We start from the raw sequence: 14,861 nt of genomic DNA, 5'->3' as shown, positions 1-14,861 counted from the left end.
GCCGTCGCACCCTCTCCACCACCGCGATCCCGTCGTCGACCACCTGCGTCGTCGGATCCTACGCCGCGGCCCGGACGCAGCGAATGTGTGCGGTCGCAGGCTCCGTGCGACCGCCGTCTGTCACCCTTGTCGGCATGGACTCCGATGCCCACGCGCTCCTGCACGGTCCGTTGTTCTCCCGGCGCACACCTTTGGACCGGGACAACGCCGCCAGCCGTATCAGCGCCTACATCTACGGCAACGTCCTGGTGCTCGCGGCGCTGGTACCGATCATCACCGGCCCGAAGTACGTCGGCATCGCGATCGTGCTCGGTACGGCGCTGTCGACGTTCGTCGCCCACGCATTCGCCGAGGCGGTCGGGCACACCGTGCGCCAGGGGACCCCGCTGACCCGGGCGGAGAAGATCGCCGAACTGCGCAATTCGGTGCCGATCCTGAGTTCGGCGGTCCTGCCGTGCGTGATCCTGGGACTCGGCTGGCTGGGCTGGCTCGAGCCGCGCACGGCCCAGCTGCTCGCCGAGGTCGCCGTGCTGCTGCGGATCGGTGGCATCGTCTTCGTCATCGGCCGCCTCAACGGGGAGCGGCCGGGGCGGACCTCACTGGTGAGTGCCGTCGCACTCACCGCGGTTGCCGCGACCGTGGTGCTCGTCAAGGTCATCCTGACCCACTGACCTTCCCGGCCACTGACCTTCCCGGCCACCGACCTTCCCGGCCACCGACAGGGCTGGGACGCGCGCCGGTGGCGCCTCAGACGCCCGTCGGGACCGGCTCGAGGATCTCCGCGCGGGCCTCCGGGGCGGCGGCCCGCAGCGCATCGGCGGACTCGTCGTCGGGCCGGCTCTGCGAGCGGATCTCCGCTTCGACCCGGGCCCGGTAGGTCGCGATCTCCTGCTCCACCGTCGCGGCATCCCAGCCGAGGACGGGGGCGACCAGGCGGGCCGTCTGCTCGGCGCAGTGCACGCCGCGGTGCGGGTACTCGATGGAGATGCGGGTGCGGCGGGCGAGGATGTCCTCGAGATGCAGCGCTCCCTCCGCGGCCGCCGCGTACACGACCTCCACCTGCAGGTACTGCGGCGCATCCGTGAGCGGCTCGAGCAGCTCGGGACGGTCGGCCGCCAGTTCCAGCATCTCGTCGATCAGCGACCCGTACCGGTCGAGCAGATGCTTGACCCGGTACGGGTGCAGGCCGTACCGCTCGGCGAGCTGCATCGTCTGGTTCACGAGCGCGAAATAGCCGTCGGCACCCACCAGCGGCACCCGCTCGGTGATGGACGGGGCGATCCGCGCGGGGATATCCTCGGCCGCCAGGTCGACGGCGTCCTCGGCCATCACGCGGTAGGTGGTGTACTTGCCGCCGGCGATCGCCACGAGGCCGGGTGCGACCCGGGCGACGGCGTGCTCGCGCGACAGCTTCGACGTCTCGTCGCTCTCCCCGGCCAGCAGCGGCCGCAGGCCCGCGTACACGCCGTCGATGTCGTCGTCGGTCAGCGGGACGACCAGGACCCGGTTCACGTGGTCGAGGATGTAGTCGATGTCGGCCTTCGTCGCGGCCGGGTGGGCGAGGTCGAGGTTCCAATCGGTGTCGGTGGTGCCGATGATCCAATGGCTGCCCCACGGGATCACGAACAGCACCGACTTCTCGGTGCGCAGGATGATCGCCGAGTCGCTGACGATCCGGTCGCGCGGCACCACGATGTGCACGCCTTTCGAGGCGCGCACCCGGAACCGGCCGCGCTGCCGGGACAGGGCCTGGATCTCGTCGGTCCACACCCCCGTGGCGTTGATCACCACGTGCCCCTTCACCTCGGTGACCGACCCGTCCTCCGAGTCGCGCACCCGCACGCCGGAGACGCGGTCGGCCTCGCGCAGGAACCCGACCACCTGGGTCGAGGTCCGCACCACGGCGCCGTAGTGCGCGGCCGTGCGGGCCACGGTCATGGTGTGACGGGCGTCGTCGACGACGGTGTCGTAGTACCGGATCCCGCCCACGAGCGAGTCGCGCTTGAGCCCGGGCGCCATGCGCAACGCCGCGGAGCGGGTCAGGTGTTTCTGCGCGGGCACGGACTTGGCGCCGCCCATCCGGTCGTACAGGAAGATGCCCGCGGCAATGTACGGGCGCTCCCACACCCGGTGGGTGAGGGGGAAGAGGAACTTCAACGGCTTGACCAGATGCGGCGCCAGCGTCGAGAGCGACAGCTCGCGTTCCCGCAGCGCCTCGCGGACGAGCCCGAACTCGAGCTGCTCGAGATACCGCAGCCCACCGTGGAACATCTTCGACGAGCGGCTCGACGTGCCGGAGGCGAAGTCCCGTGCCTCCACGAGGGCGACCTTCAACCCGCGGGTGGCGGCGTCCAGGGCGGCACCGGCGCCGACGACGCCGCCGCCGATGACCACCACGTCGAACTGCTCCGAACCGAGCCGTCGCCACGCGTCACGGCGCTGCTGCGGCCCGAGAATCTGGACGCCTGGTTGGTTGGTCACCGCATCGCTCCCGTGAGTCGCCGACGTTTCCGCACTCAGGCTAGTAGGTTCGTCCGCAGACTGCCGTCCCGAACCATACGCCCGGAGAGGTTGCCGTGACCCGATACATCGCCGCGATCGATCAGGGGACCACGTCGAGCCGCTGCATCATCTTCGACCACGACGGCCGCATCGTGGCCTGGGCCCAGACCGAGCACGAGCAGATCCTCCCCCGCGCCGGCTGGGTGGAACACGATCCGGAAACGCTGTGGCTCAACACCCGCGAAGTCGCCGCCCTGGCCCTGGCGAAGGCGGATCTGACACGCGCCGACATCGCCGCGATCGGCATCACCAACCAGCGCGAGACGACGGTCGTGTGGGAACGCTCCACCGGCCGGCCCGTCCACAACGCGATCGTGTGGCAGGACACCCGCACCGATCGCCTGGTCGAGCAGCTCGCCGGCGACGCGGGCGTGGACCGGTATCGCAAGGCCACGGGCCTGCCGCTGTCGACGTACTTCGCGGGCCCGAAGGTGCGGTGGATCCTCGACAACGTCGAGGGCGCCCGGGAGAAGGCGGAGGCCGGCGAGCTCGCGTTCGGGACGGTGGACAGCTGGATCCTGTGGAACCTCACCGGCGGCACCGGCGCGGGCAACCGGCAGCCGGGAGTGCATCTCACCGACGTCACCAACGCCTCTCGCACGATGCTCATGAATCTCGAGACGCTGCAATGGGATCCGGACATCTGCGCGGACTTCGGGATCCCGATGTCGATGCTGCCGGAGATCCGCAGCTCGTCGGAGATCTACGGGTACGCCCGCGAACGCGGGCCGCTCGCCGGCGTCCCGGTGGCGGGCATCCTCGGCGACCAGCAGGCCGCGACGTTCGGCCAGGCGTGCCTGTCGCCGGGCGAGGCGAAGAACACCTACGGGACCGGGAACTTCCTGCTCCTCAACACCGGGACGACGCCGGTCCGGAGCGAGCACGGGCTGCTGACCACCGTCTGCTACCGCGTCGGCGACGCCCCGGCGGTGTATGCCCTCGAGGGTTCGATCGCGGTCACGGGGTCGCTCGTGCAGTGGATGCGCGACAATCTCGGGCTCATCCGCACGGCAGCGGAGATCGAGGATCTCGCCGCGACCGTCCCCGACAACGGCGGCGCGTACTTCGTGCCGGCGTTCTCCGGCCTGTTCGCGCCGCGGTGGCGCCCCGACGCGCGCGGCGTGATCGCCGGGCTCACCCGCTTCGTCAACCGGGGGCACCTGGCGCGCGCCGCGCTCGAGGCGACCGCCTACCAGACCCGCGAGGTGATCGAGGCGATGCACGCCGACTCCGGCGTCGAGTTGCACACCCTGAAGGTGGACGGCGGGATGGTCGTCAACGAAACCCTGATGCAGTTCCAATCGGACATCCTCGGCGCCCCGGTGGTCCGGCCCGTGGTCGCCGAGACCACCGCGCTCGGCGCGGCCTACGCGGCGGGCCTGGCGGTCGGCTTCTGGGACGGCGAGGACGACATCCGGCGCAACTGGGCGGCCGGCCGCACCTGGGAACCGAAGATGGACGCCGCCGAGCGGGAGCGGCTCTACGCCGAGTGGAACAAGGCGGTCGAGCGGACCTACGGCTGGGCCTGAGCCGCGTTACGCACGGGCCGTCCTGTGCTGCAGGGCGCGCACGGCGCGGCCGAGCCGGCGCGCCGCCTCGGCGAGGTCGGCCTCCCCGGCGGTGGCGAAGCACAGCCGTGCAGTGCGACCGTGGTCCCCGGACACCGCGAAGGCGGTCCCCGGCACGAACGCGACACCGTGCTCGGCCGCGACGGGCAGCAACTCGGCCGTGTCGAGCTCACCGGCGAACCGCACCCAGGTGAACATGCCGCCGCGCACGGCGGAGGAGACGACCGCGTCGCCGAACTCCGCGGCGAGGGCGGTCGACAGCGCCGTGGCCCGGGCGCCGTAGGTGCCCCGGAGCCGGTCGAGATGCCCGGCGTACCAGGGCCCGTCGGCGAGGAGCGCGGCGGCGATCGCCTGGGTCAGGGACGAGCCGCACAGATCGGCGCCCTGTTTCAGCAGCTCCACGGCCGCGCACAGCCGCCGGTCGCCGTGCAGCCAGCCCACCCGTAATGCCGGGGCGAGGGTCTTCGAGGCACTCGAGAGCCGGACGACGCGGTCCGACCAGGACGCGACGGGCGCCGGAGGTGCCTGTCCGAACCACAGCTCGCCGTACGGATCGTCCTCGACGACGCGGAATCCGTACCGGTCGGCGAGGGCCGCGAGGTGCCGGCGCCGAGCCGCGGACAACACGACCCCGCGCGGGTTGTGGAACGTGGCGACGGTGTGCACGAGCACCGGCCGCTCCCCCGCCGCCAGGAGGCGTTCGAGCGCCTCCGTGTCCATGCCGTCGTCGTCGAGCGGTACCGGGAGCACGCGGGCCTCGGCGGCGTGGAAGACCTGCAGCGCACCGGTGTACGCGGGCTCCTCGACGATCACCGTGTCACCCGGGTCGAGCAGCACCTGAGCGAGCAGGCTCAGCGCCTGCTGGGAGCCGTGGGTGACGACGACCTCGTCCGGGTGGACGGCGCGTCCGAGCCGCTCGCCCTCCCGCGCGGCGAGCACGGCGCGCAGGTCCCCGCGACCGGAGGTCGCGGCGTACTGGGCGGCAGCCGGGTCACGGAGCACGGTGGCGGCCGCGTCGGCGATCTCCGCGGTGGGCAGCAGCTCGGGCGCGGGGAGCCCGCCGGCGAGGCTGAGGACGTCCGGTCGGGCGGTCAGGGCGAGCAGGTCACGGATGGCGGAGCTGCGCAGGCCGCGCAACCTGCGGGCGGTGCGGATACTGCCGTCGACGGACACGGGAACTCCTGGACGGGTTGAGAGAAGACCTCTTTCGTCCCGGGTCCGCGGTCGGCGCGAGGCTGTCGATGACGGACCGGATCCGGTCCTCGCCCCACCGTAGCACCACCTGCCCATAGCGTGGAATGCTGATCCCGCACTATGGAACACTGATCCGGTGGGGCGAAGCCGGCGCGGGAGCCGCGGCGCGCCGGCCTCGGGGAACCCTCATCCCGGAACGTGCTCACCCGGCAGGGGGTGCAGCACCCGCGTACGCATCGCATCGGCAGCGACGTCACGCGGGTCGGTGAGGTAGTACTCCCGGAACGGCCCCTCGGCCGCGAGACCGCGCTCGTCGAGCCACCCGAACAGTGCGTGGTAGGCGACCGGCAGCAGCGCGACCGGACCGACGAAGTCCACGCCCGCGAAAGTCCCGCCCGGCAGCGTCGTCGTGGCAGTTTCCGCACGTCCGAGCGGGGACCGCAACTCGAGACCGACGCCGAACTGCACCACGCCGTCGAGGGTGGCCGGGTACTGCCCCACCACCGGCGCGTCGGTGGGCAGCCCGGCGCTCGACGCGTCGGCCAGCAGCGCCGTCACGAGGTTCGTCACATTCGAATCCAGAGATTCGGCGGTCGATTCCCCATTGCGCCACAAGACCGTTCGATCCTCGATCCAGTGCCGGCGCACGGCGAGGCCGCCGGCTTCGGCCTCGGCGAGGGAGGCGACGAGGGCGAGCGCCCGGTGCTTACGGGCGGCCTCGCGCTCGAACCGTTCCCGCTCCGCGGCGAGGACGACCTCGGTGTGTCCGGGGTCCTGCAGGAGGAGACGGATCGCGGGGACGGATACCTCGGCTCTGCGCAATACCGCGATGCGCAGAGCCGAGGCGAGCTGCTCGCGCGAGTAGTACCGGTATCCGGTACGCGGATCGACCCGGCCTGGAGCGAGCAGCCGTTCGCGGTCGTAGTGGCGCAGCGTCCTGACGCTCAGCCGGGACATCCGCGCGAACTCGCCGATGCTCAGCCATCCGTCGGCCGGGCTCACCCGGTCACCACCGCCCCGCTTCCGGCAACCTCCGGCGCGTACGGGATCACCGTGATGACGTCGACGAGCAGGCCGTCGGGATCGACGGTCATGAAGTGCCGCTGCCCGAAGTCCTCGTCGCGCAGTTCCAACGCGACCGGGAGTGCGAGGTCGCCGGCGCGCGCATACACGGCGTCCACGTCGTCGACCTCCACCGAGATCAGCACGCCGGCGGGAGCGGAGAGGTGGGCTCGGGGAATCGTCTCGTGGCCGCGTGCCACGAGACCGAGCTGCACGGTCTCGTCGGTCGCCGCCTGCAGCTGCGCATACCAGCCGCTGTCGAAAACCACACGCAGACCGAGCAGCCCGGCATAGAAGTCGCGGCTGCGGGCGACGTCGTGAGCGGGGACCACGGGGAAGATGCTGTTCGTTCGCATGCGTCCACCGTCGACCCTCCCCCAGCGAGAGAGTCAAGAACGTCGACGCCGGTCATCCCGCTCAGCCCAGGTGGTCGTCGTGCCGCATCAGCTGGCGCGCCGCCTCGGTGATCGACCCGGTCAGCGACGGGTACACCGAGAAGGTGTGGGCGAGATCGTCGACGCTGAGATTGTTCTGCACCGCGATCGCGATGGGCAGGATCAGCTCCGAGGCGGTGGGGGCGACCACCACGCCACCGATCACGACGCCGGTGGCGGGACGGCAGAAGATCTTCACGAAGCCGCGGCGCAGCCCCGACATCTTCGCACGGGGATTGGTGTGCAGCGGCAGCATCACGGTGCGGGCCGGCACCTCGCCGTTGTCGATCGCGGCCTGGCTGACGCCGACCGTGGCGATCTCGGGCCGCGTGAACACCGCCGAGGCGACGGTCTTGAGCCGGATCGGGCTCACCCCCTCGCCGAGGGCGTGGTACATCGCGATGCGGCCCTGCATCGCGGCCACCGACGCCAGCGGCAGCAGCCCGGTGCAGTCGCCGGCGGCGTAGATACCCGAGACGGACGTGCGCGAGACCCGGTCGACCTGGAGGTAACCGCCCCGGTCGAGTTGCAGGCCGACCTTCTCGAGCCCGAGGTCGGAGGTGTTCGGCACCGAGCCGACCGTCATCAGGGCATGGCTGCCCTCGACGATGCGCCCGTCGGCCAGCTTGACCCGGATCCCGTTCGCGGTGCGCTCGACGGCGTCGGCACGGGCGTGCTTGACCAGGTTCACGCCCCGCTCGGCGAAGGCGTCCTCGAGCACGAGGGCGGCGTCCTCGTCCTCGTGCGGCAGCACCCGGTCGCGGCTCGAGACCAGCGTCACCTGAACACCGACCTCCGTGTAGGCGGAGACGAACTCGGCGCCGGTGACACCGGAACCGACGACCACGAGGTGCTCGGGCAGCGCGTCGAGGTCGTAGAGCTGACGCCAGTTGAGGATGCGGTCGCCGTCCGGCTCCGCGCCGGGCAGCACCCGCGGGCTCGCGCCGGTCGCGATGAGCACGACGTCGGCGTCGAGGATCCGCTCCTCGCCGGTGAAGAGGTTGGCGCGCACCTGGTGCGCCGCCATCCCGACCTGGCTGTCGATGAGCTCGCCGCGGCCGCTGAGCAACTGCACGCCGGCCGCCTCGAGCTTGGTGCGGATGTCCGCGGACTGCGCGCGGGCGAGGCTCTTGACCCGGGCGTTGACCTCGGGCAGCGCCACCCCGGAGCTTTCGAGCTGGACGCCGAGGTCGGCGGCTCGGCGCATGTCGGTGCGGATGCCGGTGGACGCGATGAACGTCTTGGACGGCACGCAGTCGAAGAGCACGCAGGCACCGCCGACCCCGTCCGAATCGATCAGTGACACGGTCGCGCCGTACTGAGCCGCCACCAGCGCCGCCTCGTAGCCCGCAGGGCCGCCGCCGATGATCACGATCCGGGTCATTGTTCTCCTCTGTATCGATTCCGAGATGGTCCTCGGTCCGGGTGTGCGGGCGCCGGGGTTGCCGAACGTCCGCAGACACGCTATGCCACCGGCCCCGTCCTGCGCACGCGGACTCGGCCACGCAGCGGCCAGCGCCCCGTGTCCTGCGCCGGACGGTCAGCCATTAGCCTGTACCCCGTGCCGATCTACGCCGCCTACGGCTCCAACATGCATCCCGAGCAGATGCTGCAGCGCTGCCCGCATTCGCCGATGGCCGGAACCGGCTGGCTCCACGGCTGGCGGCTGACGTTCAGCGGCGGCGACATCGGCTGGGAGGGTGCGCTCGCCACCGTCGTCGAGGATCCCGACTCGAAGGTGTTCGTGGTGCTGTACGACGTACCCGACGAGGACGAACGCAGCCTCGACCGGTGGGAGGGCTCCGAACTCGGCATCCACCGCAAGATCCGGCTGCGCGTGGACACCGACGACGGTCCCGTGCTCGCCTGGCTGTACGTCCTCGACGCGTACGAGGGCGGCCTGCCGTCGGCCCGCTACCTGGGCGTGATGGCCGACGCCGCCGAGATCGCGGGAGCCCCCGCCGACTACGTGCGCGACCTGCGCACCCGCAACAGCCGCAACGTCGGGCCGGGCCGGCCCGACAGCTTCTAGTCCCCGGCCGGGCGGTCCGGGTAGAACGGCACGGGGACGCCGACCCGCAGCGTCACCGGATCCCCGGCCTGCACGTCGTGCGACGCGGCCCGCTGCGCCCGGATCGTCTGCCCGGCGCCGGTCACCCGCACCTCCGTCAGTGCCCCGCCGAAGGCGATGTCGAGCACGGTGAACTTCGACGGCTCGTCGGCCGCGGCGACCTGCACCTGTTCCGGGCGCACGAGCACGTGACCCTTGCCGTGGGCCGGGGCGGCGAGCGGGACCGCACCGATCACCGTGTGCGCGCGGTCGCCGTCCGCATCGGCGTCGAGCACGACCGAATCCCCCACGAATGCGCCCACCTCGAGCGTCGCGGGCCACCGATAGACCTCCTCCGGGGTGCCCACCTGGGCGACACGCCCGCCGAGCATCACCGCGACCGTGTCCGCGATGGCCAGGGCCTCGGCCTGGTCGTGGGTGACCAGCACGGAGGCGACCTCCTGGTCCCGCAGCAGGGTGCGGACCTCGGCGCGCAGACTGGCCCTCAGCCCGGCGTCGAGGGCGCTGAACGGCTCGTCGAGCAGTACGACGGACGGGTTCGGGGCCAGCGCCCGCGCCAGCGCGATGCGCTGCTGCTGGCCGCCGGACAGCTGCGACGGCTTGCGCTGACCGGTGCCGGCCAGGCCGACCAGGTCGAGCAGTTCCGCCACGCGGCGGTGCCGGACGGACTTCTGCCGCACCATCGATCGCCACGTCGGCTGCACCAGCCCGTAGCCGACGTTGCGCGCCACGCTCAGATGCGGGAAGAGCGCACCCTCCTGCGGCACCAGCCCCACCCCCCGGCGCTCCGGCGGCAGAGCCGTGAGGTCGCGTCCGTCCGCGACGACGCGCCCCGCGCTCGCCGGGTGCAGACCCGCGACGACGCGCAGCAGCGTGGTCTTGCCCCCGCCCGAGGGCCCGAGTACGGCCAGCAACGCGCCTCGCTCCACCGTCAGCGAGACGTCGCTGACGACCTCGGTCCGCCCGTACCGGGCGCATACGCCCTCGATGGAGAGCCCGCTCATTCCTCACCGCCACTTTCCGCATCGACCCGGCCCCGCAACAGTCGGCCCAGCACCAGCGACGGCAGCGCGGCGATGAGCACCAGGATCGCGGCGTACGGGGCCGCCGAACCGTATTCGAGGGTCTCGGTGTACTTCCACATCCGTGACGCCAGGGTGTCCTCCCCGATCGGCACGAGCAACAACGTCGCGGGCAGTTCCTTCGCGATGGTGAGGAACGCCAGCGCCGCGCCCGCCACGACACCGGGCGCGGCCAGCGGGATCATCACCCGGACGCCGGTCCGCAGCCGTCCGCTGCCGAGGGTCGCGGACGCGTCCTCGAGGCCGAGTGGGATCGAGGCGACGGCCGCGCGGATCGACCCGACGGCGAGCGGCAGGAACAACACCGCGTAGCCGATCACGAGCATCGGGGTGTGCTGGTACCACTGCGGCAGCAGCCGGATACCGAAGAAGACCAGAGCCAGACCCACGGTGATGCCGGGCAGCGCGAACCCGACGTAGGAGGCGCTCTCGGTGAACCGCGCCACCGGCGAGGTCGAACGCGCCGCCAGGGTGCCCACCGGCAGGGCCAGCGCCGTCGTCAGCAACGCCCCCAGGGCCGCCACCCACAGCGTGTACGTCGTCGCCGTCCAGATCCCCGCCCAGTCGATCGCCGCCTGCTGCGAGAACCACAGCCAGCGCGCAAGTCCGGCCAGCGGCACGCCGACGCTCACCACCAGCACGACGGCGAGGAACGCCAGGGCTGTCCACCGCTGCCCGCCCAGCGGCACGGCCGCGGCGGCTCGTGGGGCGCCGGAACCGACGCGCGCGGTGGCCCCGCGGCGCACCCGGCGCTCGGAGACCGTCAGCGCGACGGCGAGAACGACGAGCACCAAGCCGAACACCGCGGCCGGGGTGCGGTCGAGCAGCCCCCGGTAGCTGCCGTAGATGGCGAGGGTGAAGGCCTCGTACCGCATCAGCGCGACGGCGCCGAAGTCGCTGAGGGTGTACAGCGCCACCAGCAGGCCGCCGGCCGCCGCGGTCGGCCACACCTGACGCAGGGTCACGGTGAGCGTGGTGCGCAGCCGGGACCGGCCGAGGGTGCGGGCCACCTCCTCGAGTCCCGGATCGACCGAGGCCAGCGCGGCGGACACCGGCAGGTACACGTACGGGAAGCTCGCCGCGGTGAGGACCAGCGCGGCCCCCGCGAAACCCGCGAGGCCGGGGAACTGGGCGATGTAGACGAAGCCGGACACGTACGACGGGATGGCGAGCGGAACACTCAGCGCCAGGGCGAACCACCGCCGGCCGGGCAGGTCGGTGCGTGCCGTGAGCCACGCGGCGGTGACGCCGATCACGAGGCAGGCGACGGTGACGGTGAGCGCGAGAATGCCGCTGCGCCACACCAGATCGAGGGTGCGCTGCCGGAACACCAGCGACCACACGCGGTCGGGGCCGTCTGCGAACGCACGCATGACCAGGTGTGCCACCGGGGCGAGCGCGAACACCGAGACACCCAGCGCAGCCAGCGTGAGAACGGGCCGGCTGCGCCGGGTGGGACGGAGAGCGGCGAGCTGGATCAGATGAATCCCAGCTCCTGCAGCAACGCCTGGGTCTGCTCGAGCGAGGCGAGTTCGGCGAGTTCGATGTCGGAGTTGCCGATCTCCGACAGCGGACGCAGCTGGTCCTTGGTCTCGACGCCCTCGACGACCGGGTACTCGGCCGTCTCGTCGGCGAAGTAGGCCTGGGCCTCGGGCGAGAGCAGCGCGGCGACGAACTGCTCCGCCTGCTCCTTCTGGTCCGTGGTCTTCAGCACGCCGGCCCCGGCGATGTTCACCAGCGCGCCCGGATCACCGGCCTGGAAGTAGTAGACCTGCACGTTCAGGTTCTCGGCACCGCGCTCGTCCGCGAGGCCGTACCAGTAGTAGTGGTTGGTCAGGCCGAGGGTGACCTGGCCGGTGTCCACACCCTCCATCAGCGGGCCGTTGCCCTCGAAGGCCACCGGCTCGTTGGCCTTGAAGGCCTCGAGCCAGGCGCGGGCCCCGTCCTCGCCGCGCGCGACGCGCAGCCCGGTGACGAACGCCTGGAACGACGCGTTGGTCGGGGCGAAGCCGATCTGGCCCTTCCACTTCGGGTCCAGCAGGCCGTCGATGCCGGTGGGCAGATCCTGCGGCTGCACCTTCTCGTCGTTGTAGACGAGCACGCGGGCGCGCGCGGAGGTCGCCACCCAGGTGCCGTCGGCGGCGCGGTAGTCGGCGGGAACCAGCTCGGTCACCGACGCCGGCAGCGTCTCGAGCAGCCCCGCCTGGTCCAGCAGGCCGAGCGCACCGGCGTCCTGGGTGAACACCACGTCGGCCGGCGAGGAGCCGCCCTCCTCGACCAGCTTTCCGGTGATCTCGGGGGTGCTGCCGTAGACGACGTCGACCTCGAAGCCGAGGGTGCCCTCGAGCTGGTCGATCAGCGGCCCGACCAGGTTCTCGCTGCGCCCGGAGTACAGGGTGAGCGCACCGGTGGAACCGCCCTCGGACTCACCCGATCCCGAGTCGCTGCCGCACGCGGCCAACACGGCGGCGACGACCCCGGCCGACAGTACGGCGACAGCTCTGCGTCGAAAATGCATCCGGACCTCCTGGCGTGAGCGACGACTCACAGGCAACGTACAGGTTGTGCAAGCCTAACCTGATCCCAGGACCAGGTTCGTCATCACCCGTACGCCGACGGCCAGGGCCCGCTCGTCGAGATCGAAGTCGGGCTGGTGGATGTCGAGCTTCGGCCCGGTCCCCCGCCACACACCCAGCCGGGCCATCGCCCCCGGAACCTGCTCGAGGTACCAGGAGAAGTCCTCCCCACCCCCGGACTGCGGGGTGTCCGCCAGCGCGTCCGGGTCGATCGCGCGCACCGCGTCCTCGACCATCCGGGCCGACACCTCGTCGTTGACGACGGGCGGCACACCGCGCCGGTAGTCCAGCTCGTAGCTCAGGCCGGTCGGCGCGAGCAGACCGTGCACGATCTCGCGCACCATCGGCTCGAGCAGCTCCCAGGTCTCGTGGTCGCCGGTGCGGACGGTGCCGGTCAGCATGCCGGTGCGGGGAATCGCATTCGCGGCCTTGCCCGCCGTCACCGCGCCCCACACCATCACCGTGCTCGTGCGCGGGTCGATGCGCCGGCTGAGCATGCCCGGCAGCCCGGTGATCACGGTGCCGAGCCCGTACACCAGATCGCCCGTCAGGTGCGGGCGGGAGGTGTGCCCGCCCGGCGAGTCGAGGACCAACTCGACCGTGTCGGCGGCCGAGGTGATCGCCCCGACCCGCACCCCGACCCGGCCCGCCTCGAGCCGCGGATCGCAGTGCAACGCGAAGATCCGGGCCACCCCCTCGAGCGCGCCCGCGGCGACCACGTCGAGCGCGCCGCCCGGCATCACCTCTTCGGCCGGCTGGAAGATCAGCCGCACACCCACCGGCAGCTCGGGCACCGAGTGCAGCGCCAGCGCCGTGCCGAGCAGGACGGTGGTGTGTGCGTCGTGCCCGCAGGCGTGTGTCACGCCCGGCACGGTGGAGGCGAACGGCAGGCCCGTCAGCTCCTGCATGGGCAACGCGTCCATGTCGGCACGCAGGGCGATCCGCGGACCCTCGGGGCCGAGATCGCAGATCAGGCCCGTGCCGCGCGGCAACACCTTCGGTTCGAGCCCGGCGGCGGCGAGCGTGCTCCCGACGAACTCGGTGGTGGCGTACTCCTGACGGGCCAGTTCGGGATTGGCGTGGATGTGCCGGCGCCACGCCGACAGGTCGTCGGTGTGCTCGCCCAGCCACTTCTCGATGTACGGGTTCATCGGCGCACCACGTTCTCGAGCAGCCGTGCACGCTGCGTGGGATCGGTCGCCGCCCGGGCCGCCGTCGCGGCGAGCGCGCGGGCGCCGTCGAGGACGGCGAGGTCCGCCGAGGCGGTGACGCACGCGGCGGCGAACGCCGCCTGGTGGGTCACCGCCCCACCCGAGTCGAGACCGATCACCGGGTGGATACCCGGCACCACGTTCGTCACGTTTCCCATGTCCGTGCTGCCCAGCGGGCGCGATCCTTCCTCCTCGACGGGCAGCGGCGTGCGCCCGAGACCGATGATCTCCTCACGATAAGCCCGGACCAGCCACGGGTCGGGAGTCAGTTCGGTATAGGTCGGCGACACGGTGCGGATCTCGTGCGTGCAGCCGGCGGCGAGAGCCCCGGCGGCGAAGCAGTTCCCGGCGCGCTCGGACAGGTCGGCGAGGGAGTCCGCGGTCGTCGCCCGCAGGTAGTACAGCAGTTCGGTGTGCGCGGGCACGATGTTCGGGGCGGTGCCGCCGTCGCTGACGATGCCGTGGATCTGCCGGCCGGGCAGCAGATGCTGACGCAGCAGGCCGACGGCGACCTGCGCGACGGTCGCGGCGTCGGCGGCGTTGCGGCCGTATTCGGGGGCGGCGGAGGCGTGCGCCTCGCGACCGGTGTAGGTGACGGCGATGTCGGCGAGGGCCAGCGACGTCGCCCCGGTGATGTCGAACGGGCCCGGGTGCACCATCAGGGCCATGCCGACGTCGGCGAACACGCCGCGCTCGAGCATGAGCACCTTGCCGCCGCCGGTCTCCTCGGCGGGCGTGCCGATGACGCGGACGGTGATGCCGAGGGCGTCGGCGACCGCGGCGAGACCCAGGCCCGCGCCGGCGGCGGCGGCGGCGATGATGTTGTGCCCGCACGCGTGCCCGATGCCGGGCAGGGCGTCGTATTCGGCGCAGATGCCGACGACGAGTTCCCCGCTGCCGAACCGGGCGTCGAACGCGGTGGGCAGATCGGCGATCCCGGTGCGGACCTCGAATCCGCCGCCGCGCAGCAGTTCGACGATCTTCGCGGCGCTGCGGTGTTCGTCGAAGGCCAGCTCCGGCTCGGCGTGGATCGAATGCGACAGGGCGATCAGGCCGTCCGACGCAGCCTCGATCGCCCTGTCCGCATCGCTCGTCACCCGC

General features: G+C 71.9%; 13 protein-coding genes. 3 read left to right on the top strand and 10 right to left on the bottom strand.

What is annotated here, in order from left to right:
- The first annotated feature begins 134 nt into the window (after window positions 1-134).
- Entirely contained in the window at window positions 135-671 is a 537-nt protein-coding gene (locus G6039_RS12320; RefSeq protein ID WP_006939619.1) for a hypothetical protein, read from the top strand.
- Window positions 672-747: 76 nt separating this feature from the next.
- Here G6039_RS12320 and glpD read toward each other — a convergent pair whose 3' ends face one another.
- Entirely contained in the window at window positions 748-2,481 is a 1,734-nt protein-coding gene (gene glpD, locus G6039_RS12315; RefSeq protein WP_006939620.1) for a glycerol-3-phosphate dehydrogenase, read from the bottom strand.
- A 95-nt stretch (window positions 2,482-2,576) separates the two neighbouring features.
- Between glpD and glpK the strand changes: the two genes are divergently transcribed.
- Window positions 2,577-4,091: a glycerol kinase GlpK gene (glpK, locus tag G6039_RS12310; protein ID WP_006939621.1), complete on the top strand. Its 1,515-nt coding sequence runs from the start codon at window positions 2,577-2,579 to the stop codon at window positions 4,089-4,091.
- Window positions 4,092-4,097: 6 nt separating this feature from the next.
- Here glpK and G6039_RS12305 read toward each other — a convergent pair whose 3' ends face one another.
- The 4 genes from G6039_RS12305 to G6039_RS12290 form a co-directional block, all read right to left on the bottom strand.
- Window positions 4,098-5,303, bottom strand: a complete 1,206-nt coding sequence (locus G6039_RS12305; RefSeq protein ID WP_043801422.1) for an aminotransferase-like domain-containing protein — start codon at window positions 5,301-5,303, stop codon at window positions 4,098-4,100.
- A gap of 207 nt (window positions 5,304-5,510) precedes the next feature.
- Complete coding sequence (locus G6039_RS12300; protein ID WP_043801421.1) at window positions 5,511-6,326, bottom strand: MerR family transcriptional regulator; 816 nt, start codon at window positions 6,324-6,326, stop codon at window positions 5,511-5,513.
- Window positions 6,323-6,742: a VOC family protein gene (locus G6039_RS12295; protein WP_029544686.1), complete on the bottom strand. Its 420-nt coding sequence runs from the start codon at window positions 6,740-6,742 to the stop codon at window positions 6,323-6,325. Before G6039_RS12295 ends, G6039_RS12300 begins: the two co-directional genes overlap by 4 nt.
- Window positions 6,743-6,803: 61 nt before the next feature.
- A complete protein-coding gene (locus tag G6039_RS12290) occupies window positions 6,804-8,204 on the bottom strand; it encodes an NAD(P)H-quinone dehydrogenase (protein ID WP_043801419.1) in 1,401 nt (466 codons plus the stop codon).
- A gap of 177 nt (window positions 8,205-8,381) precedes the next feature.
- Between G6039_RS12290 and G6039_RS12285 the strand changes: the two genes are divergently transcribed.
- Window positions 8,382-8,852, top strand: a complete 471-nt coding sequence (locus tag G6039_RS12285) for a gamma-glutamylcyclotransferase family protein (RefSeq protein WP_006939627.1) — start codon at window positions 8,382-8,384, stop codon at window positions 8,850-8,852.
- Here G6039_RS12285 and G6039_RS12280 read toward each other — a convergent pair.
- The 5 genes from G6039_RS12280 to G6039_RS12260 form a co-directional block, all read right to left on the bottom strand.
- Window positions 8,849-9,895, bottom strand: a complete 1,047-nt coding sequence (locus G6039_RS12280; RefSeq protein ID WP_043801417.1) for an ABC transporter ATP-binding protein — start codon at window positions 9,893-9,895, stop codon at window positions 8,849-8,851. The two genes, G6039_RS12285 and G6039_RS12280, sit on opposite strands and share 4 nt — an antisense overlap.
- Window positions 9,892-11,346 carry an ABC transporter permease gene (locus G6039_RS12275; RefSeq protein ID WP_170914114.1) on the bottom strand — a complete coding sequence of 485 codons (1,455 nt, stop codon included), beginning with the start codon at window positions 11,344-11,346 and terminating at the stop codon, window positions 9,892-9,894. The genes G6039_RS12280 and G6039_RS12275 overlap by 4 nt, the downstream gene beginning before the upstream one ends.
- A gap of 104 nt (window positions 11,347-11,450) precedes the next feature.
- A complete protein-coding gene (locus G6039_RS12270) occupies window positions 11,451-12,491 on the bottom strand; it encodes an iron ABC transporter substrate-binding protein (protein WP_006939636.1) in 1,041 nt (346 codons plus the stop codon).
- A gap of 54 nt (window positions 12,492-12,545) precedes the next feature.
- On the bottom strand, window positions 12,546-13,700 hold the full coding sequence (locus tag G6039_RS12265) for a M20 family metallopeptidase (protein WP_006939637.1): 1,155 nt from the start codon (window positions 13,698-13,700) through the stop codon (window positions 12,546-12,548).
- A complete protein-coding gene (locus tag G6039_RS12260; protein WP_043801463.1) occupies window positions 13,697-14,857 on the bottom strand; it encodes a M20 family metallopeptidase in 1,161 nt (386 codons plus the stop codon). The genes G6039_RS12265 and G6039_RS12260 overlap by 4 nt, the downstream gene beginning before the upstream one ends.
- Window positions 14,858-14,861 lie beyond the last annotated feature (4 nt).

It is taken from the genome of Rhodococcus aetherivorans (genome assembly GCF_011058165.1).
In the GTDB taxonomy this organism is placed as follows: domain Bacteria; phylum Actinomycetota; class Actinomycetes; order Mycobacteriales; family Mycobacteriaceae; genus Rhodococcus; species Rhodococcus aetherivorans.
This window is presented reverse-complemented; position numbering and strand designations above follow the sequence as displayed.

What these genes read in the sequence shown, in the direction of transcription:
- G6039_RS12295 (WP_029544686.1), bottom strand. Translation starts at nt 6,742, where the DNA reads ATGCGAACGAACAGCATCTTCCCCGTGGTCCCCGCTCACGACGTCGCC.
- G6039_RS12290 (WP_043801419.1), bottom strand. Translation starts at nt 8,204, where the DNA reads ATGACCCGGATCGTGATCATCGGCGGCGGCCCTGCGGGCTACGAGGCG.
- G6039_RS12275 (WP_170914114.1), bottom strand. Translation starts at nt 11,346, where the DNA reads ATGCGTGCGTTCGCAGACGGCCCCGACCGCGTGTGGTCGCTGGTGTTC.
- G6039_RS12265 (WP_006939637.1), bottom strand. Translation starts at nt 13,700, where the DNA reads ATGAACCCGTACATCGAGAAGTGGCTGGGCGAGCACACCGACGACCTG.
- G6039_RS12320 (WP_006939619.1), top strand. Translation starts at nt 135, where the DNA reads ATGGACTCCGATGCCCACGCGCTCCTGCACGGTCCGTTGTTCTCCCGG.
- G6039_RS12270 (WP_006939636.1), bottom strand. Translation starts at nt 12,491, where the DNA reads ATGCATTTTCGACGCAGAGCTGTCGCCGTACTGTCGGCCGGGGTCGTC.
- G6039_RS12280 (WP_043801417.1), bottom strand. Translation starts at nt 9,895, where the DNA reads ATGAGCGGGCTCTCCATCGAGGGCGTATGCGCCCGGTACGGGCGGACC.